General features: G+C 63.4%; 22 protein-coding genes and 1 pseudogene. 10 read left to right on the forward strand and 13 right to left on the reverse strand.

The genetic code is table 11. The features are described 5' to 3' along the window. Positions 1–98: 98 nt before the first annotated feature. Together XH80_RS09310 and XH80_RS09315 are read right to left on the reverse strand one after the other, a co-directional pair. The gene (locus XH80_RS09310; protein ID WP_333931755.1) at positions 99–569 is read right to left on the reverse strand and encodes a MarR family winged helix-turn-helix transcriptional regulator; all 471 of its coding nucleotides are present in this window, start codon (positions 567–569) and stop codon (positions 99–101) included. Further along, the gene (locus XH80_RS09315; protein ID WP_271598338.1) at positions 566–970 is read right to left on the reverse strand and encodes an ester cyclase; all 405 of its coding nucleotides are present in this window, start codon (positions 968–970) and stop codon (positions 566–568) included. The genes XH80_RS09310 and XH80_RS09315 overlap by 4 nt, the downstream gene beginning before the upstream one ends. 279 nt (positions 971–1,249) lie before the next feature. Here XH80_RS09315 and XH80_RS09320 point away from each other — a divergent pair, with 279 nt between their 5' ends. From XH80_RS09320 to XH80_RS09330, 3 genes are read left to right on the forward strand one after another with little or no spacing between them, the layout of a single operon-like run. Beyond that, a complete protein-coding gene (locus tag XH80_RS09320) occupies positions 1,250–2,281 on the forward strand; it encodes a Cj0069 family protein (RefSeq protein ID WP_271598339.1) in 1,032 nt (343 codons plus the stop codon). A gap of 3 nt (positions 2,282–2,284) precedes the next feature. Continuing rightward, positions 2,285–2,881: an ABC transporter ATP-binding protein gene (locus XH80_RS09325; RefSeq protein ID WP_271598340.1), complete on the forward strand. Its 597-nt coding sequence runs from the start codon at positions 2,285–2,287 to the stop codon at positions 2,879–2,881. Continuing rightward, positions 2,878–3,684: an ABC transporter permease gene (locus tag XH80_RS09330; protein ID WP_271598341.1), complete on the forward strand. Its 807-nt coding sequence runs from the start codon at positions 2,878–2,880 to the stop codon at positions 3,682–3,684. Before XH80_RS09325 ends, XH80_RS09330 begins: the two co-directional genes overlap by 4 nt. A gap of 13 nt (positions 3,685–3,697) precedes the next feature. Here XH80_RS09330 and XH80_RS09335 read toward each other — a convergent pair whose 3' ends face one another. Further along, positions 3,698–4,573: a LysR substrate-binding domain-containing protein gene (locus XH80_RS09335; RefSeq protein ID WP_271598342.1), complete on the reverse strand. Its 876-nt coding sequence runs from the start codon at positions 4,571–4,573 to the stop codon at positions 3,698–3,700. A gap of 92 nt (positions 4,574–4,665) precedes the next feature. Here XH80_RS09335 and XH80_RS09340 point away from each other — a divergent pair, with 92 nt between their 5' ends. The 4 genes from XH80_RS09340 (at position 4,666) to XH80_RS09355 (ending at position 8,084) form a co-directional block, all read left to right on the forward strand. Then, positions 4,666–5,205 (forward strand): DinB family protein, encoded by a 540-nt coding sequence (locus XH80_RS09340; RefSeq protein ID WP_271598343.1) that lies wholly within the window; start codon positions 4,666–4,668, stop codon positions 5,203–5,205. Between the two features lie 336 nt (positions 5,206–5,541). Continuing rightward, a complete protein-coding gene (locus XH80_RS09345) occupies positions 5,542–6,924 on the forward strand; it encodes a TadE/TadG family type IV pilus assembly protein (RefSeq protein ID WP_271598344.1) in 1,383 nt (460 codons plus the stop codon). Between the two features lie 9 nt (positions 6,925–6,933). Further along, positions 6,934–7,494, forward strand: coding sequence for a TadE/TadG family type IV pilus assembly protein (locus XH80_RS09350; RefSeq protein ID WP_271598345.1), 561 nt, complete (start codon positions 6,934–6,936; stop codon positions 7,492–7,494). Further along, positions 7,491–8,084 (forward strand): TadE/TadG family type IV pilus assembly protein, encoded by a 594-nt coding sequence (locus XH80_RS09355; RefSeq protein WP_271598346.1) that lies wholly within the window; start codon positions 7,491–7,493, stop codon positions 8,082–8,084. The genes XH80_RS09350 and XH80_RS09355 overlap by 4 nt, the downstream gene beginning before the upstream one ends. A gap of 93 nt (positions 8,085–8,177) precedes the next feature. On the opposite strand, the gene XH80_RS09360 is transcribed toward XH80_RS09355, so the two are convergent. Both XH80_RS09360 and XH80_RS09365 read right to left on the reverse strand, forming a co-directional pair. Then, positions 8,178–8,471 carry a hypothetical protein gene (locus XH80_RS09360; protein WP_057753974.1) on the reverse strand — a complete coding sequence of 98 codons (294 nt, stop codon included), beginning with the start codon at positions 8,469–8,471 and terminating at the stop codon, positions 8,178–8,180. A 234-nt stretch (positions 8,472–8,705) separates the two neighbouring features. Then, positions 8,706–9,393: pseudogene (locus XH80_RS09365) on the reverse strand (DNA-3-methyladenine glycosylase I). Positions 9,394–9,595: 202 nt separating this feature from the next. On the opposite strand from XH80_RS09365, the gene XH80_RS09370 reads away from it, so the two are divergent. Beyond that, on the forward strand, positions 9,596–10,423 hold the full coding sequence (locus XH80_RS09370; RefSeq protein ID WP_271598347.1) for a metallophosphoesterase family protein: 828 nt from the start codon (positions 9,596–9,598) through the stop codon (positions 10,421–10,423). On the opposite strand, the gene XH80_RS09375 is transcribed toward XH80_RS09370, so the two are convergent. From XH80_RS09375 to XH80_RS09390, 4 genes are all read right to left on the reverse strand, one after another. Beyond that, positions 10,362–10,847 (reverse strand): Crp/Fnr family transcriptional regulator, encoded by a 486-nt coding sequence (locus XH80_RS09375; protein WP_271598348.1) that lies wholly within the window; start codon positions 10,845–10,847, stop codon positions 10,362–10,364. The genes XH80_RS09370 and XH80_RS09375 overlap by 62 nt on opposite strands. A gap of 106 nt (positions 10,848–10,953) precedes the next feature. Further along, positions 10,954–11,694 (reverse strand): di-trans,poly-cis-decaprenylcistransferase, encoded by a 741-nt coding sequence (locus tag XH80_RS09380; protein WP_271598349.1) that lies wholly within the window; start codon positions 11,692–11,694, stop codon positions 10,954–10,956. 30 nt (positions 11,695–11,724) lie between these two features. Continuing rightward, the gene (locus XH80_RS09385; RefSeq protein ID WP_057754138.1) at positions 11,725–12,099 is read right to left on the reverse strand and encodes a transcriptional regulator; all 375 of its coding nucleotides are present in this window, start codon (positions 12,097–12,099) and stop codon (positions 11,725–11,727) included. Continuing rightward, a complete protein-coding gene (locus XH80_RS09390) occupies positions 12,086–12,703 on the reverse strand; it encodes a hypothetical protein (protein WP_057753989.1) in 618 nt (205 codons plus the stop codon). Before XH80_RS09390 ends, XH80_RS09385 begins: the two co-directional genes overlap by 14 nt. A gap of 201 nt (positions 12,704–12,904) precedes the next feature. Between XH80_RS09390 and XH80_RS09395 the strand changes: the two genes are divergently transcribed. Next, the gene (locus XH80_RS09395; protein WP_271598350.1) at positions 12,905–14,155 is read left to right on the forward strand and encodes a S1C family serine protease; all 1,251 of its coding nucleotides are present in this window, start codon (positions 12,905–12,907) and stop codon (positions 14,153–14,155) included. Between the two features lie 188 nt (positions 14,156–14,343). Here the strand turns inward: XH80_RS09395 and XH80_RS09400 are convergent, their stop codons facing one another. The 4 genes from XH80_RS09400 to XH80_RS09415 form a co-directional block, all read right to left on the reverse strand. Then, positions 14,344–15,078 carry a DUF899 domain-containing protein gene (locus XH80_RS09400; RefSeq protein ID WP_271598351.1) on the reverse strand — a complete coding sequence of 245 codons (735 nt, stop codon included), beginning with the start codon at positions 15,076–15,078 and terminating at the stop codon, positions 14,344–14,346. A 21-nt stretch (positions 15,079–15,099) separates the two neighbouring features. Beyond that, positions 15,100–15,444: an SRPBCC family protein gene (locus XH80_RS09405; protein WP_245317233.1), complete on the reverse strand. Its 345-nt coding sequence runs from the start codon at positions 15,442–15,444 to the stop codon at positions 15,100–15,102. Then, positions 15,444–15,896: an ArsR/SmtB family transcription factor gene (locus XH80_RS09410; protein WP_271598352.1), complete on the reverse strand. Its 453-nt coding sequence runs from the start codon at positions 15,894–15,896 to the stop codon at positions 15,444–15,446. The genes XH80_RS09405 and XH80_RS09410 overlap by 1 nt, the downstream gene beginning before the upstream one ends. 103 nt (positions 15,897–15,999) lie before the next feature. Continuing rightward, positions 16,000–16,974: a Bug family tripartite tricarboxylate transporter substrate binding protein gene (locus XH80_RS09415; RefSeq protein WP_271598353.1), complete on the reverse strand. Its 975-nt coding sequence runs from the start codon at positions 16,972–16,974 to the stop codon at positions 16,000–16,002. A 205-nt stretch (positions 16,975–17,179) separates the two neighbouring features. Between XH80_RS09415 and XH80_RS09420 the strand changes: the two genes are divergently transcribed. Beyond that, the gene (locus XH80_RS09420) at positions 17,180–18,760 is read left to right on the forward strand and encodes an ATP-dependent acyl-CoA ligase (protein ID WP_271598354.1); all 1,581 of its coding nucleotides are present in this window, start codon (positions 17,180–17,182) and stop codon (positions 18,758–18,760) included. Positions 18,761–18,770: the final 10 nt, after the last annotated feature.

An 18,770-nucleotide genomic window follows, 5' to 3' on the forward strand; every position in this document is an offset into this window, starting at 1 on the left:
TACCGTAATTCCGAGGTGGCTTACGACAAGGCTGATGGCGGGCCGGCCCTCCGTACTTGACCGCGCGATGTTGTCCGAGCTGTACGGCAAGCTGAAGATCATGGCTTGGAGGCGGCTGCAAGCGCGCCGATCTTGTCGAGGACGGCAAGCGCCGCTTCGAGCGTGCGGCGCTCCTCGGCTGTCGCATGATCGCGTAAAGTTTGGGCGATCCATTCGGAGCGCGCTCGGCGGTCGGCACGCAGCGTGGCGCGACCCTGCGCGGTGAGCATTACGACTTGGGTGCGGCGGTCGCTGCCGTCCGAGGTCTTCTCGACCAACCCGTCCTCCTGGAGCTGGACGACGACCAGCCGCATGCTCTGATGCTTGACGTTGCGTCGTTCAGCGAGCGCCGCCGTGCTCATCGCTCCTTCCCGATCGAGAAGCCCCAGTGTCTCCGAGCGAGCGGTCCTTGGAGTTTCGGCCAGTGAGCGCGTGGTGCGGACGAAATCGCTGACGGACTGCCGCACGCGTTCCGCAAGGGTGAGAAGCGCCTCGTGATCGGATGGGGTCTTCGTCTGTCGACGCTTCACGTTCTCAGCCCCGCCAGAACGGCGGGTAGGCTGTTGATACCCCAATGCTCGACATAACGCTGGTCGCGGACACGCACGATGTCGATCACGTCGATCGAAACGACCCGGCCTGTCGGCGCGATGCCCATGAGCGGCCCGGTGTGGACGCCACTGATCGTTTTGCGGGTCGTCACCTTGTCACCTTGCGCGATCTGGTCGTGGATGGTCACGGTCAGGTCCGATAGCGCGGGGCGGAGCACGGACTGGAACGTAGCCCACATGCTTTCCGCATCATGGGGAGCGCCGGCGGGCGCGGTCCGGTTGACAAAATCGGGCGCCATCAGATCCTCGAACGCATCGCGTCTGCCGTTCTGGATGACCTCGATATTGAAGCGACGGACGACGTCCTGGTTCTCGGGCATGTTCTACCTGTAAGGGGTTCATCGTGCGCTCGACACTATACAGTGAAACTGTATATATCAAGAGGTGGGCACGCTGAGGCTGGGGCATCAGAGGGGAATGGCGAAGGAATAGTCCCATCTTCACCGGCGATGGCGCGCCATTCCGGCGGCGCGGGGGCGCCATCAGCCACCTTGAAACGGCCTGATATTCTCACGTAGAATGTTCCGGAGGGGACAAGCAGACTCCCCGTGAGACTTCGGTCCAAGCTCTGCGCAGCACGCAATTCGTGGAGCTTGCGCATGATCGAACGTCAATCACCTCCCCTGCATTCCGTGACCATTCTTTCGCGGGGCGACGCCACGGCCCGCCGGGATACGACCGCTCAGAACAGCCGCTTCGCCGACGTCTTCGAAGCGCTCGCCGCTGTTGGCATCGAAGGGCGCCCCGCGATCTACGACGAGAGCTTCGCCGAGCAAGTCCGCGAACAATTGCTCGCGGTCGACGGCGTGCTCGTCTGGGTCAACCCGATCCAGGACGGTCGAGACCGTGCCGGTCTCGACGCGTTGCTGCGCGACGTCGCCGCCAAAGGCGTGTGGGTGAGCGCGCACCCCGATGTCATCCTCAAGATGGGCACCAAAGAGGTACTCTATCGGACCCGCTCGATGGGATGGGGAAGCGACACGGCGCTGTATCAGAGCGCCGCGGCAATGCGCGCCGCGCTGCCGGGCAGGCTCGCGAGCGGCCCCCGCGTGATCAAGCGCAACCGGGGCAATGGCGGCCAAGGCGTCTGGAAGGTCGAGAAGCTCCCGACCTCCTCCATGATAAGAGTGCTGGACGCGACCAAGGATGTCCCCGAGGAGCTGACGCTGGATGATTTTGTCCGTCGCTGCGCGGAGTATTTCGAGAACGGCAGCGTGATCGACCAACCCTTCCAGCCTCGCCTGAGCGAGGGCGTGGTGCGTTGCTACATGGCAGGCGATCGCTGCGCCGGCTTCGGCCACCACAAGGTCAAAGCCCTGGTCGATACGCCGGCCGCGCGTTCCGGGGCCGGACCGCGGCTCTATACATCCAACGCAGACCCGCGCTTCCAGCGGCTGCGCCGGTTGATGGAAGACGAATGGACGCCACAGTTGACGTCGTTGATGGATATCGCGAGAGATGACCTGCCCGCGATCTGGGACGCCGACTTCATGCTCGGCCCGGTCGAGGCCGATGGGAGCGACGGCTACGTGCTCGGCGAGATCAATGTCAGCTCGGTGCACCCCTACCCGAACGAGGCGCCGGTGCACATCGCCAGATGGGTTGCCGACCGGCTACAGCGCAAGCTTTGACGCATGCTGACAGTCAGTGGGCTCAAGCGCCTGCACATCTCCGTGTCATTCGACCTGCAGGACGGCGAATGCGTCGCCCTGCAGGGGCCCTCCGGCGTCGGGAAGACCGTGTTGCTTCGCGCCATCGCGGACCTCGATCCCAACGAAGGAACGGTCAGGCTCGATGGCGCGCTCAGAGAACAGATGCCTGCCCCGGCGTGGCGAAAACGGGTGACCTACCTGGCCACCGAGCCTGGTTGGTGGTCCGAGACCGTGCAGGAACACTTCACGGCCTGGAATGATGCCCTGTCGCTGGTCAAATGCCTGGGACTGCCGGAGGACTGCGGACCGTGGCCGGTGCAAAGACTTTCGACCGGCGAGCGTCAGCGATTGGGGCTTGTGCGTGCGCTGATGCTGCGCTCGCGGGTGCTTCTGCTGGACGAGCCGACCTCGGCGCTCGACACGGCATCCACCGCGGCCGTGGAATCCTTGATCGCCGCACGCATCGCGGATGGAACGAGCGTCGTTTGGAGCACCCACGACGATGCCCAGGCCCGCCGTGTGAGCTCAAGGATATTTGCCATGAGGCCCGGCGGCCACATCGAGGAAAGCCGGCCATGACCTACATTCAGCTTTCGTATGGAGATCTCGCCCTCCCCGCTCTGCTTGTCGTCATGGATGGCGTTCTCTCGATTGTTCTCCGCCTCAAGCTTGAAAGACAACTTGCCATCGCGACGGTGCGCATGGTGGTTCAGCTCGTCCTTGTCGGATATTTGCTGACCTTCCTGTTCGCCGCAGTGTCGCCGCTCTGGACCGCCGTCGCCGCCTGCGTCATGGTCCTGTTCGCCTCTCGGGAGATCGTCGCGCGGCAGAAGCGGCGGCTGCCGCGCATCTGGAGCTATGGCCTCGGCGGGGGATGCATGCTGCTCGCCGCCGGTACGGTCACGATATTCGCGCTCCTGACGGAGCTACGCCCCGATCCATGGTATCACCCGCGCTATGCGTTGCCCTTGCTGGGCATGATCCTCGGCAACACCATGACCGGGATAAGCCTCGGCCTGGACGTGCTGACGAATAGCCTGGTGCGCGAACGCGCCGCCGTGGAAGCGTGTCTCGCACTCGGTGGCACCCGGTATCAGGCGCTGCTGCCGGTCATACGGGACGCGTTAAGAAGCGGCTTCATGCCGATCATGAACAGCATGGCGGCGATCGGCCTGGTTTCATTGCCGGGAATGATGACTGGCCAGATTCTTGCGGGTGTCGACCCGGTCGATGCGGTCAAATATCAACTGTTGATCATGTTCCTGATCGCCGGCGGCACCGGGCTCGGAACGCTTGCTGCCGTCCTGGGTGGTGCACACCTGCTGACCGATCATCGACACCGGCTGCGTCTCGATCGAATGACCCTGGACAATTTCAGTTGAAGGCTCACGCGTTTCATTGCGATGTCGCGGCGCCGGCTTCCGCCCTCGATCGCGCTGAGACGGCAACAATCCATTGCTCGAATGCGCCGAGCAGCCGATCGTTTCGGCGAACGGATCGAACAAGGAGATAGTAGCCCTCATCAAGCGTGATCGGTGGCGCGAGGAGCTGTAGGCGCCGGCTCGAAAGGTGCTCGTCGACATAGGCCATGTCGATCATCGCGATGCCCCCGCCGGCAAGCGCCGCCTCGAGCGCTTGCGCGCGTGACTCGACAACCATGCCGCCGTCATCAGGCCTTCCAGCGCGCCGGGATGCCGTCCACCAACGCGACCAGTCCCGAAAGCGGGAACGGGCACGGATGATGGAGCTTCCTTCAAGGTTCTGATCGGCGCCCGGCGCGGCCACGGGCGCGAGGGTCTCGCGAAACAGCAAGGTCGCGGTCAGCCCGGGCCAGTTTCCCAATCCATGCCTGATAGCGCAGTCGAAATCCTCGGCCTCGAGGTCAATAGCCCGACGCGTCGTCGTGAGTGCAACCTCGATGTCTGGATGCAGGGCTCGGAATTCCGGCAACCGCGGCAGCAGCCAGTGCGACGCCAGGGTCGCGACCGTGCTGATGCGCAATTGGGAGCGTCGCCGGCGGATCGGTTCGACAGCGGCCTCGATGCGGTCGAGGGCGTCGCCCATCACCGCGATAAGTGCCTCGCCATCATCGGTCAGCACGACACTGCGCCCTTGCTTCTGCATGAGGATAACGCCGAGCTGGCGCTCGAGATCTGCGACCCGGTGGGACAGCGCCGAGCGGCTGACGCCGAGAATATCAGCCGCTGCCGTGAGGCTGCCGGTCTGCGACAGCAGGGAAAGCGCCTGCAAACCTCTGAGCGACGGAAGCATGACCGGGCGAACCGACTGGTGATGACAGGTGAGATTATCTCACGCTTCGATCCCACGGGAAACTGCTACCGACAAGACGGGAGGACCGCCCAATGCCGAATCTGTTCCAACAGCTTGCTGCCTATAATTCCTGGGCCAATGCCCGACTCTACGAAGCGGCGCTTGCGCTGCCGGAGGAGCTTTATCGCGCCGACACGGGCGTGTTCTTCCGCAGCCTGCATGGGACGCTGAACCACCTTCTCTTGACGGACAGGCTTTGGCTGACCCGGCTCACCGGTGTGGGCCAGCAGCCAAAGCGACTCGACGAGATCCTCTACAGGGATCGCCGGGAGTTGACGCTGGCGCGCCTTGCCGAGGACGCGCGCCTCATCGCGGTGGTCAGCGGTTACGACGAGGAGGCTCTGGCGCGGCCGCACGCTTATCAGACGACGTCGGGCAAGCCGCAGGAACAGCCGCTATCGGACATCCTGCTGCATCTTTTCAATCATCAGACGCACCACCGCGGCCAGGCTCATGCATGCTTGTCGATCTTGACCAGGCAGGAGCCGCCCTCGCTCGATCTGCTCATGATGCAGCGGGGGCTTCCGCCGCCTGATCTCGCGGAGCGTTTGGGCTCGTCCACGCCGGCGTGATCGTGCAAATCGGGCCGTTGCGATTTCACCTTGCCTGCTCAAATTGCCCTGATAGCGTCGGGTGCGCCAGTGGCCGACAAGGCCGCAGCTCTCAATACCGCCCTTTTGGCGTGACGTCTTTACGGCCGGTTAATTGCGTCGCTTCAATCCGACATTGGCGGCATCAGGCATTCCATATTCGCGCGGTGCCAGTAAGTGTTACTTAAACAGCCAGCCTTCAGAGTTCCCCTGCCGGGAGACAGGCGAGGCCTTTCGATCCGCCTTGTTCCGGCACGCAATACCTGAACTGACGGGAATTGCCTGTGCCGTGGTTAACGGCGATTAGGATGAAGGGTCATGCTGCGCGCCTCGCTTTGTCGCTTTGTCAGAGATCGCAAGGCCAACGTTGCCGTCATATTCGCGATCCTGCTGTTCCCGACCGTCTATCTGCTGGGCATGACGCTCGACTACACGCAGGCCCAGCGCCGGCAATCGCAGCTGGACGCCGCAGCCGATGCCGCCGCGATCGCGGCCGTGACCCCGTCGATGATGGCCCAGAGCACGACCGTCGCCCAGACCACCGCCACGAATATCTTCAACGCGACGGCAAACGCGATCGCCGGCGGCCTATCGGGGAATCCCGTGCTGACGGTCAATGTCGGCAATGTCGGCCTGGTGCGCACCGCGACCGTCACTTACACCGCAAACTCCAGCAACGCCTTCCCGAGCCTGCTCGGCACCTCCGTGTGGCCGATCAAGGGCTCCGCGACGGCCAGCGCTTCGGGCGCGCCCAACATCAACTTCTATCTGCTGCTGGACGATTCGCCGTCGATGGGCATCGCGGCTACGTCGACCGATATTACCAACATGATCAATGCGACCGCGAGCCAGCCTTCCGGCTCGAGGAACTGCGCCTTCGCCTGTCACGAATCGCATCCCGAGAAGGACTCGGGCGCGAGCACCTCGACCAAGGACAACCTCACCATTGCACGCAACAACAACATCACGCTGCGTATCGACCTGGTGGCCCAGGCAACTGCGAGCCTGATGAGCACGGCGCAACAGACCGAAGCGCAGCAGAACAACACTTACAAGGCCGCGATCTACACGTTCGACTACGGCTTCAACACGATCTATGCGCCGTCGGGACTGCCGTCCGCCGACCTGTCGACGGCCGCGAGCCAGGCTGCCAATAATATTTCGCTTGTCACCGTCGATCACCAGAACTGCGTGGCCTCGGGATGTCCCATCGGCACCGACTATGGCACGGACATCGAGAATGCGCTGACGAGCGTCAACGCTCTCATGCCCGCTCCCGGCGGAGGCAGCAATCAAACCGGGGATACGCCTCAGGAAGTGGTGTTCCTCGTCACCGACGGGGTCGACGACAAGATCGTATCGATGAGCTCGTCCTGCAGCGGAACGCCGATTGCCACCGGCTCCAAATATCGGTGTCAGCAACCGATCAACACCTCGATCTGCACGACGATCAAGAACCGGGGAATTCGTATCGCGGTGCTCTATACCGAGTACCTGCCGCTCACAAGCAACGGCTGGTACAATTCCTATATCGCGCCGTTCAACAATCCGTCGTCGTCGACCGGACAGATCGCTCAAAACGCAAAATCCTGCGCCTCGCCCGGCCTGTTCTACGACGTGCAATCGGGCGGCGACATCACCGCGGCACTCCGGCAACTGTTCCTGTTGGTCGTGGAAACGGCCCCTCACCTGACCAACTGAGCGAGTGTCATGCCCAAGTTGCGAGCGGTAGCCGGACAGCGACGCCTTCGCCAGACGTTCGCAGCGTTCCGCAACGACGAGAACGGCGCAAACGCGGTCGAATTCGCCCTCGTCGCGCCGATATTCATCGCGTTGCTGGTCGGAATCATCCAGATCTTCCTGGTTTTCTTCGGCCAGCAATTGCTCCAGCAGGTCGTGCAGCAGTCCGCCCGGCAGATCATGACGGGTCAGGTGCAGGGGGCCGGGATGACGCAGACCCAGTTTTCAACCCTGGTCTGCTCGCAGGTCCGCATCATCTTCAGCTGCAACAATCTGATGATCAGCGTCCAGTCGGCGAGCAGCTGGTCGGCGTTGAGCGCGGCTGCACCGACATTGACGTTCAATGCCGACGGCACTGTCTCCAACAACTGGCCCTACAATCCGGGCGGCCCGTCCGACAAGGTCGTCCTGGAGGTGATCTACCAATGGCCGGTTTTCGGGGGACCGCTCGGCTTTACCCTGGCAAACCTGCCGAACGGCAATCGCCAGATCACGGCGTCCGCTGCTTTCCAGAATGAGCCCTATCAATGACCCGCTTGCCCGTGCGCCTGAGGCGGTTCCGAGCCAGCGAAGATGCCGTGGCGGCCATCGAGTTTGCCATCGTGCTGCCGTTCATGCTGCTGCTGTGCATGGGCGGCGTCGAACTCGGCAACGCCCTTTCGATCAACGTCAAGGTCACGGCCACGGTACATACCATTGCCGACATTCTGTCGCAGAACAAGTGTGTGACCACGAGCGATGTCACCGGCATTCTCAACGCATCATCGAAAGTCCTCTCCCCGTATGACGTCACCAAAGCGGTCGTGACCGTCTCGGAGGTGCAGCCGACCGGCGACAACGTTACGGCCAAGGTGATCTGGAGCCAGTCGCTCAACGGCGCCGCAAGGACGGCCGGCTCCACCGTCACCCTGCCGACCTCCCTGACGGGGGTGCCGACCACCAGCGGGCTCATCCTCGGTGAGGCAACCTATGCCTATACCCCGAATCTCGGCTACACCATCAGCGGCACCGTCACGCTCCGCGACAGCTACTATCTGTACCCGCGCCAGACCAACTTTGTCCCGACCATCACGAGCGGGTCGACGCCGCCCGTCCCGACGACGTCCTGTCCGACGTCGTGATGACGGCGACCGGATCTGATTTGCGCGACGGATCATACGCCCGATCCAACCACCCTTCGGCACCGCGGAAGGGTGGTCGCTTGTGCGCTCCCGTCAGTGCCTCACGTGCTCGAACACCACGATCACGCCGGTCGGCTCGGGCTCGTGTGCCATCAGGCGCGTCAGATCCGCATCGCTCCAGTCGGCGAGGCTGACGACTTCACCCGTCTGTCGTTCCGCACTGAGCGAGGGCGTCGGCTCGAGGACCTTCAAGCCCGTCTCGTCGACGAAGAAGGTGTGCTCGCCGAACATGCTGTTGAGCTGGGGCATGGCGGGATGCTCGTCGGGCAGCACCTGGGCGCCGAGCTGGTTGATGGTCTGCTTCACCTGTTCGGATGTGAGCTTCATGAGCTGCTCCGTTCTGTCGTTCGAGTTTCGTGGCTTGAGCCAGGTTTGGCCGGAGCGAGCGTGTTCCCTGCGCCGTGTTGCCTGGTTCAAAGTCCCGAACGGGTGCTGCGCACAAATGTTCCTGCGAAATGCATTTCGTGATCGCGCGCGGCATCTGCCGCGCCGACGGCGCGAGATTGCCACACCATGTCCACGATCCGGTCACCGAAGCTGCGGCCTGCTGTTTGTCGCGGGCTAATGCTCGCTCCTGTTTTCACCGACCGAGAGCGCGCAGATGCGCGACAGATAGGTGTAGGGCAGCCCCGTCTCCTCGGCCCAGGCATTGAACTGCGCCTGCACCTTGGCAAGATCGCCCTTGGACTTGACCTCTTCGGCGATGTCGAGACCGGCACCGCGCAGGCAGGCAACGACGTCCTTTGAGGTGACAAAGCCGTCCCAGCCGACGAAGCGCAGCAGCATCTGGCCGGTATTGCCGCCGAGCCTGGAGCCGCGCTTGGCCAGGAGATCGAGCAGGCCGATCTCGTTGGACGGCGGCCATTTCGCCAGAAACTTGCCGAAGCTGCCGTGCTCCCTCGCGATCTCCTGCACGAACACGGCGTTGTCGCGTACCGACATGATCTTGGCGCCATTGCGCACGATCCGCGCTTCGCGCAGCAGGCCGTCCCAATAGTCTTCCGGCTGGAAGCTGAGCTTGGCTGGCTTGAAGCGCAGGAAGGCGTCTTCGAAACCGTCCCACTTCGCCTCGATCACGCTCCAGGCAAACCCGGCGCAAAACACGCTTCGTCATCTCCGCGAGGATGCGGTCGTCGCCGAGCTTTGCCAGACGCTTCAAGTCCGGCTTGTCAGGCATCAGCTTGTCGAGCGCCTTGGGTCCCCCCTTGCGCTTCTCGGCGCGGGCACGAATGGTCTTGAAGGACGTCATGCGATCACCGGCATTGAAACCGCCACGTCAGCAGAATTCGGTGATACGGTCCAGCCCTGCGACACGATCGGCACTTGTGCGCCGCCGGCCGCCGCAGCATGCTGCGCTTTGCCGGATTGGCGGCAGCGATGCTGGTCTGCTTCTTGCTTTATAAGATTTTGGAATTCCCAGATATTTTCATTCTCTCGCGGACGGATTCTCTATGCGCTGCCTGGTCGTGGCCGATCTGCACTACTCGCTGCCGCAGCTCGACTGGCTGGTCAGCGCCGCGCCGCAATTCGACCTGGTGATCTTCGCCGGCGATGCGCTGGACATCGGCTCGATGGTGGATTTCCGCGCACAGATCGTGGTGGTGAAAAAGTACCTCGCGCTGATCGCGGCGCAGACCAAGGTCATTCTCTGCTCCGGCAATCACGACCTCGACGAGCGCAATGCGGAAGGCGAGAAGATCTCGCGCTGGATCTCGGAGGTGCGGGCAACAGGCATCGCCTGCGACGGGGACAATCTGATCATCGGCAACACTCTGTTCACGGTGTGCCCATGGTGGGACGGACCGCTGGTCAAGCAGCGCATCGCCAATCAGCTGCGTGATGCCTCGCTCGACCATCCGCAGCGATGGATCTGGGCGCATCATGCGCCGCCGGCTAATTCGCCGACGAGCTGGGGCGGCAAGCGCTTCTTCGGCGATGTCGAGCTGGTGCAGTGGATCATGCAGTATCAGCCGTCGATGGTCATCTCCGGCCATGTGCATCAATCGCCGTTCATCAAGGACGGCTCGTGGTACGACCGGCTTGGCCAGACCTGGGTGTTCAACGCCGGCCTGCAGCCGGGACGCCCGCCGACGCACATCGTGCTGGATCTCGATGCGAACAAGGCGTTCTGGCTGGCAGCGGGCGAAGCGCAGTGGATCGATCTCGGCGCACCACTGAAGCGGCCCGCGTCTTATATCGACGAACCGCCGGACTGGCTCACGTCCTTGGATCGGATTGCCGATCCGAGCCTGGCGAGACCTCGAGCGGCGGCAGGTTGATCATGCTCTGGAGCACCTCACCGACCATCGCGAGATGCGTGCCGTGGCCGGCATATTGCCGCTTGAGATCGGCGAGATAGGTGTTGGCGACATTGAGCCGCTGCGCCAGCATGCGCGCGAGCAGCAGCGCGATTTCCGGCTCCTGCTTGAGCAGCGAGGCGGCATCCTCGAACTCGTAAACCACCGTGTCGGCACAGGCCCGCACCGTCGCCGTATGCGGCACTCCCAGCAACACCGACATCTCGCCGAGCACCGCACCGGGCTCGGCAATGGAGGCGACCACCATCTCGCCCTTGAGCACCTCGAGCTTGCCCTGTATCAGCACGTAGAGATGTCCGGAGGCGCCGCCTTCCGTCAAAAGGTGCGTGCCGGCCGCAACCTGCCGCTCCGTTCCGCCGGTGCAATAGTCCAGAACCGCGCGCATCGCCGAAAGCTCCCGTCAGGAGAAATAGTAGAGCACGATCCGTGGCACCCCGCAAATCAACCACCTGTTCGTGCGGCTGAAAAAAACAGGCAGCTCCGTAGCCCTGTCACGCCCGCGAGAGTGAGGGCACCTCCTCCGGCATGATGGCCTGGAGACCGCCGAATCGGCGTTCGCGGCCGTGGAAGGAAGCCAGCGCCGCGGCGAGATCGCCTGCGTCGAATTCGGGCCACATCCGCTCGGTGAAATGCAGCTCGGCATAGGCGCCCTCCCAGAGCAGGAAGTCGGACAACCGCTTTTCGCCTGAGGTGCGGATGATGAGATCGACGTCGCGCAAGCCGGCCTCGCCGGTGACGAGTTGCGAGAAGGCTTCGCGGGTCAGGCTGGTCAGCGCGGCCGCCTTGGCCGCAGCATTGAGGATGGCGTCGCGTGCGGAATAGTCGACGGCAATGCGCAAGTGAAGCGTGCTGCCGTTTGCGGTGGCCTCCTCCGCGCGCGCGATGGCGGCTGCGATCCCGTCCGGCAGGCGATCGCGACGGCCGATGACGTTGAGCCGCACGCCATTTTTGACCAGGCTCTGCACTTCATTGGCGAGATAGAAGCGCAGCAAGGTCATCAACGCGGCAACCTCGGCCTTGGGCCTGCGCCAATTGTCGGTCGAGAACGCATAGAGCGTCAGCGTGCCGATGCCCTGCTTGGGCGCGGCCTCGACGATGCGGCGGATGGTCTCGACGCCGGCCTCGTGACCGCGGACACGCGACAGGCCGCGCCCGGTCGCCCATCGCCCGTTGCCGTCCATGATGATGCCGACATGGAGCTTTTCGTTGTGGGACGTGACGTCACTTTGCATCGCAAAGTCTCCGGTCAAAAAGGGGGGCGATCAGATCGGAAGGATCCCGAGACGGCCAAGCGGCGGCGCCTCGCGGCCGGCGGCCTTGGCGGCGTCGCGCACGAGACGTTCGAGCACGGCGAGATAGTCGAGGAAGCGCCGGCGGCCGCTCCTGGTCAGGCGGCAGGTCGTGTGCGGGCGATTGCCTTCGTAACCTTTGGTCACCTCGACAAGGCCGGCCTCTTGGAGGACGGCAAGGTGCCGGCTGAGATTGCCGTCGGTGAGGCCGCAGAGCTGCTTGAGATCAGCGAAAGCAAGTCCCTTCGGATGCGCCATCAGCGACGTCAGCAGTCCGAGCCTTGCCTTCTCGTGGATTACACGGTCGAGCCCTTCATAGGAAAAAGGTGCGCTGTCAGTCTTCGACATCATTGTCTCCGGACGCGAAATACAGAATGGCCGCCATCACCGACTGGCCGATCACGAAAGGCAGCCCCATCGTCCATGGCGACAGCATGTGGGTCCGGCTCGCCAGCACCACCACGGCGAAGCCGGAGATGAAGTACCAGGCCCCGGCGAACGCCACGCTGCGCGGCAGCGAGCGGACGGACGCGAAAATGCCGAGCGACACCAGAATCTGCCACAGTCCCGGCAGCAGCCACAGCGCCTCGGAAGCGAACCTCCACATCACCACTGCAAGCAGGACGCCGGCGACGCCCGCGGGCAGGAACTGCTCGATCGCCTGATGAATCATCGCGTCGGCGAGGCCGGAATGATGGCGACGCGAACGCGCACGCATCTCGATCCAGATGATCAGGCCCGACAGGGTCGCCGCGACGAACCAACCGAGAAAGAAGCCGAGCGGCTCGCCGGTGGGGTCGCCGAGCAGCCAGAATTGCAGGATGGCGGTGACAAGCGCGACCGCGCCGGTCGCGGCCATCGTTGCCGGGCCGTAACCGCGGAACGCCGTGCCGACCGCAATCTGGCTGCGGATCGCCACGATGTCGGCCAGCGCCCTGTCGAGATCGCGCATCGGCAATGCCAAAGCTCCGCTCCACCCACGCCCACGGACCGGCTTGTCCGGTCACTTTGTACTGCAAAGTATACCGCGCTACAAAGTAAACGCAAGCCGGGAAATCGCCTGCCAGGGACGAGCGCCGCGCGGACAACTACCGGTTGCACACCGGCCACCAGCCCGACTAAGATGCGGCCAAGGTTGCCCTTGGGGGAAGTCATGCGGTCAAGGTCGTTCGTCGCTGCAGCTCTGCTGCAGGTGTGTCTTGTTGGGACAGCGCATGCGAAAGGACCATTCGGCACCGTCAATGTCGGCGGCTGGGTCGGCGGCGCCTTCAGCAACGACGAGACGGGCGCATTCTCCCATTGCGCGGCGACGGCGCCTTATGCGAACGGCGTCATCCTCGTCGTGAGCCAGAATGCCGCCGGCATATGGTCGCTCGCCTTTGCGAGTCCCAACTATCACTTCAACAAGAGCGAGAACGCCGCAATCGACGTGACCTTTGACGGGCAGGAGCAAGCCAGGCTGTACGCCACGGCGTACCGGCCCGACATGCTCACGGCCGTCATGCCGCTCAATGTCGTGCGTACGTTTCAGAAGGCAAGCCTGATGGTCGCGACGGCCGGCCCCGCTGTCCTGAACTTCGACCTGAGATCGACCGGACCAGTGATCGCCGCGTTGGCCAATTGCGTGACCAAAGTGAAGGCCGACGGGCTCGACAAGGCCGGCGATTTCACCAAGGGCGCGGCGAAGCCGGCCGCCACGGCAGACAAGCAAGGCGCGCCGCCGGCAAGCAAGCCCGGCAAAGGTGCCAAGAGTGGCTTCGGCACCGGTTTTGTGGTCAGCGCTGCCGGACACATCGTCACCAACAACCACGTGATCGAGGGCTGCAGCGAGCTCAAGGGCAATCTCACTGGCGAAGCCGCGATGGTGCTGCGTGTCGTGTCTGCTGATGCGAACAACGATCTGGCCCTTTTGCAGACACCGTCGACGGCGTCGTTCAAGGAGTTTGCCCGGATCCGTGACCGCCCGATCCGGTCAGGCGATTCCGTCGTCGCGATCGGCTTTCCATTTCACGGATTGCTGACCTCGGACTTCACCGTGACGACCGGCATTGTGAGTTCGCTCAGCGGCATGCGCAACGATTCGCGTTTCCTGCAAATCAGTGCGCCCGTGCAGCCCGGCAACAGCGGAGGTCCACTGTTCGACACGACCGGTCAGCTTGTCGGCGTCGTCACCGGGAAGCTCGATGGGTTGCGAGTCGCCGCAGCCACCGGCAGCATTCCCGAAAACATCAACTTCGCGATCAAGACCGGCGCGCTGCGCGACTTCCTCGACAATTCGGTGGTGCCGTATCAGACCGCCGAACCGAAGGGCGAGCTCAAGACCCCCGAGATCGCCGGCAACGCGCGGGCCTACACGATGTTGATCTCGTGCAAGGGCACGGAGCAGGCCGACGCGAAGAAATAGCAAATCGACTCAGCTCGATCCCGTCATCCTGAGGTGCGAGCCGCGCGGCGCAACGCGCCATGCGGGGAGCCTCGAAGGATGAACGGCCGAGATGCAGCCGGGGCCGTCGCCCTTCGAGACTCGCCGAAGGCGAGCACCTCAGGGTGACGGGGATAACTCTTGGCAAACGAGCGCGAAGCGCCGCCCCCTCACCCGTGGCAGCACGCGCCCTTCGCCTCCGGCTCGTACTGGTCGCGCAAACGGACCCAGTCCATCGGATAGGGCAGGCCCTCCTCGTGACGGCCAAGCGGGGTGAGGTCGAGATATTGATAGGCCGCGTTCATCATGTCGAGGCCGCGGGCGAAACAGGAATAGGTATGAAAGATCTCGCCGGCCTCGTTGCGGAAGAACACGCTGATGCCAGGTAGCTCCGGGCCATAGAACGGCGTGGTGCCGAAATTGTACTTTGGCACACCTCTGTCGATCTCTTCACGCGTGAACGAGACTTCGTAATCGTGGTTGAAGTCGCTATTGCCAGACGATACCCAGTCGAATGTCCAGCCCATGCGCTTCTTGAACGCTTCGAGCTTTGCGCTGGGTGCCAGTGAGATCGCGACCATCGTGGTGTCGCGCGCCGCCAGATGCGGCACCATGCGCTCGAAGCCGTCGGCCCAGAACGAACAACTCTTGCAGGCAGCCTCCCAATCCGGCGCGAACATCACGTGCTGGACCACGAGCTGCGGGCGCCCCTTGAACAGATCGCCAAGCGTTACCTTGCCGTTCGGCCCGTCGAATATGTAGGTCTTGTCGACCTTCACCCAGGGCAAGGCCCGACGCTCCTCGGCCAGACGCTCGCGCGCCCTCGACAATTCCTTTTCATGCGCCAGATGCGCTTTACGGGCTGCGACCCATTGCTCGCGGGAGACGATCTGATGTTGCTGCATGGTATCCTCCTTTGACAGAGATCAGGCGACGAAGCTGTCGAGCTTGTCGAAGAACGAATTCCAGCCACGCTGATGGTTATCGCGCGCGGTCTCGTCGAAGAACTGGGCATGATGGAAGATCATCAGCGTGCCGGCGCTGTCAGGCTTCAACGTGATCGTCACCAGCGATTCGCGCTCCGGCGTCGAGTGCCAGGCCCAGGTGAAAACCAGCCGCTCGTTCGGCACCACCTCCCGGTAGATGCCGCCGGCCTCGAAATATTCGCCGTCGTCGCGGGTGAATGAGATGCGGTAGCGCCCACCGGTGCGCACGTCGAGTTCCGCATTCAAGGTCGCGGGCTTCATGTTCGGCGGCCCGAACCATTGCACTAGCTGCGGTGCTTGCGTCCAGGCGGCGAAGACCTTTTCCGGCCGCGCGCGGAGCCGGCGCGTGAGCGTGAGGCTTGGACCTTCGTTTGCGCGTTCGGCGGCGCCGGCGACTGCGTTGACCATGGTTTGTCCTCCACAAAGGCGGCAAGGCGGTCGAAGCTCTCGGACCAGAATTGTGCGTAGCGATTGAGCCAGTTCATCGCCTGCTCCATCGGCTGCGCGGTGAGCCGGCAGGACACCGTACGCCCGGTCTTCTCGCGCACGATCAGGCCCGCATCGTCAAGCACGTCGAGATGCTTCATGATTGCCGGCAGCGAGATCGGGAACGGTGCGGCGAGCTCGCTCACCGATAGGCCATCCTTTTCGCCGAGACGCGCCAGCAGCGCGCGCCGTGTCGGATCGGACAGTGCCGCAAAGGTGCGATCGAGCGTCTCGTCAAGATACTTAACCATAAGGTTTAGTATAGGCGCAAACGGCGGCTCGTCAAGCTGGAACCACGCAAGAAAAAAGCCCCGCGTTTCGGCGGGGCTTCATGCGCACGCAATTACGCGATCACTATTCGACCTTGAGGCCGGCGAACTCGACGACCTTCTTCCACTTGGCGGTCTCGGCCTCGATCTCCTTGCCGAACGCCTCCGGCGTCTCCACCAGCGGATCGCCGCCGAGTTCGACCAGGCGCTTGGTCATCTCGGGCTCCTTCATGATCGTGTTGATCTCGTTGTTGAGCCTGGCGATCAGGTCCTTGGGCATGTTCTTCGGCGCACCCATGCCGAACAGTGCGCTCGCCTCGTAATCCTTCACGGTCTCGCCGATCGCGGGCACATCAGGTAGTTGCGGCGAGCGCTGCGCCGTGGTGACGCCGAGCGCACGCAAGCTTCCGGAACGGATGTGCTGGATGATCGAGGGCATGTTGTCGAAGATCACCTGCACCTGGCCGCCGAGCATGTCGGTGATCGCGGGCGCGGCGCCGCGATAGGGCACGTGCTGCATCTTGCAGCCGGTCATGGCCATGAACATCTCGCCGGACAGATGCACCGAGGTGCCGTTGCCGGAGGAAGCCATGTTCACCTTGCCGGGATTGGCCTTCACATAGTCGATGAACTCGGCGACGGTTTTGGCCGGCACGTCCTTGTTGACGGTCATCACGTTCGGCACGCGCTGGAACGCGGCGATCGGCGCGATGTCACGAATGAAGTTGAACTTGAGATTGGCGTAGAGCGTCGCGTTGATGTAGTTCGCCGGATTGACCAGCAGCACGGTGTAGCCGTCGGGCTCGGCATTCACGACGGATTCGGTCCCGATATTGTTGCCGGCGCCCGGCTTGTTCTCGACCACGAATTGCTGGCCGAGCCGTTCTGACAGCCGCTGCCCGATCAGCCGCGCCAGAATGTCGGTGGCGCCTCCGGGCGGATAACCCACCACGAACTTCACCGGCCGGGACGGATAATCCGCCGCAAGAGCCTTCGACAGCGGGCTGGCTGCAAGCGGAGTCGCGGCGAGCAGGCCCAGCGCGGTACGGCGAGTGATCATTTCGAGGGTTCTCCCAGTGTTGTTCTTGAAGGCCTGACGTCTTGAAGACGGCGGCGGCGGCGTTGTAACAAAGCTCATCTGCTGCGGAAAGTACGCAAGGTCCTCGGCGACGAAAGGATAAGGCATGCCGGTGCTGTCCGATGGCAGGAAGACGCAATCATAAAGAGGCAGCCGCCATCAAGATGCAGGCTGCACGGGAGGTTTCATGGCTATCCAACAAACCGCGGCCGGTATCGTGACCCCGTTCGACGGGCTCGATGTGCCCTGGCTGCTGAGGATGCGCGCCGAGGTGCGCCGGGATCATCCGTTCCTGATCTGGGCGCCGTTCGATGCGCCGGCGCGGCATTGGAGCTATGGCGAGTTTCACGAGCGGGTCGGCGCGCTCGCGGCCGGGCTTGCCAAGCGCGGCGTGAAGCCGGGCGAGTATGTGCTCATTCACCTGGACAATTGCATCGAGGCGCTGCTGGCCTGGTTTGCCTGCGTCGAACTCGGGGCCATTGCGGTCACCACCAACACCCGCTCGGCGCCGGCGGAGATGGAATATTTCGCCGATCATTGCGGCGCGGTCGCTGCGATCACGCAACCGGCTTATGCGGAGATGGTCGCGCAGAATTGCCGCAACGTCAGCTGGATGGCGGTGACGTCGCACGATGCGGGCGCGGCGCCTGCACAGGCCGTTTCACGCAGCGACGGTTTTGAGGCGCTGTTTTCCGACAGCGCCGATCGGCCGAAGCGCGCGACCGATCCGCTGGCGCCGTGCAGTGTGCAGTACACCTCGGGCACGACATCGCGGCCGAAGGCCGTGCTGTGGACCCACGCCAATGCGCTGTGGGGTGCCAAGATCAATGCGGCGCATGAGGACCTTCACGCCAGCGACGTGCACCAGACCTATCTGCCGCTATTCCACACCAATGCGCTGGCCTATTCCATGCTGGCGACGTTGTGGGTCGGGGCGACCTGCGTGATCCAACCGCGCTTCTCCGCGAGCCGGTTCTGGAACGTTGCGCGCGAGCATGGTTCGACCTGGACCTCGACCATTCCCTTCTGCATGAAGGCGCTGCTCGAGCAGGAGATTCCGCGCGACCATAGATTCCGCCTATGGGGCACGGCGGTGAACGAGCCACCGGCCTTTGCCGCGTTCGGCGTCAAGATCATCGGCTGGTGGGGCATGACCGAGACCATCACCCACGGCATCATCGGCGAGGTCGACCAGCCCAACATTCCGATGTCGATCGGCCGCGCCGCGCCCGAATATCAGATCCGCATCACCGACGACGACGGACGGCCGACCGAAGTCGGCGACACCGGTAACCTCGCAATCAAGGGCATCCCCGGCCTGTCGCTGTTCGCCGAATATCTGCACAACGAGAAGGCGACGCGCGAGAGCTTTGACAAGCACGGCTTCTTCCTCACCGGCGATCGCGTCACGCGGCTGGTGAACGGCTTCATCAGGTTCGGCGACCGCGCCAAGGACATGCTGAAAGTCGGCGGCGAGAACGTCGCGGCCTCCGAGATCGAGCAGGTCATCGCAATTGTATCAGGCGTGCGCGAGGCCGCGGTGGTGGCGAAGAAGCATCCGATGCTGGACGAGGTGCCAGTCGTCTTCATCATCCCGCATGGCGGCGTCGCGGCTGCGCCGCCGGATCTGCAGGACCGCGTGATGGCCGCCTGCCGCAACAGCCTTGCCGACTTCAAGGTGCCGCGCGAGATCAGGCTCGTCGACGACATGCCGCGCTCGACCCTGGAGAAGGTGGCGAAGGCGGAGCTGAGGAAGCTGGTGGAGTGAGGTCGTAGGT

The sequence above is a fragment of the Bradyrhizobium sp. CCBAU 45384 genome (genome assembly GCF_028128665.1).
In the GTDB taxonomy this organism is placed as follows: domain Bacteria; phylum Pseudomonadota; class Alphaproteobacteria; order Rhizobiales; family Xanthobacteraceae; genus Bradyrhizobium; species Bradyrhizobium manausense.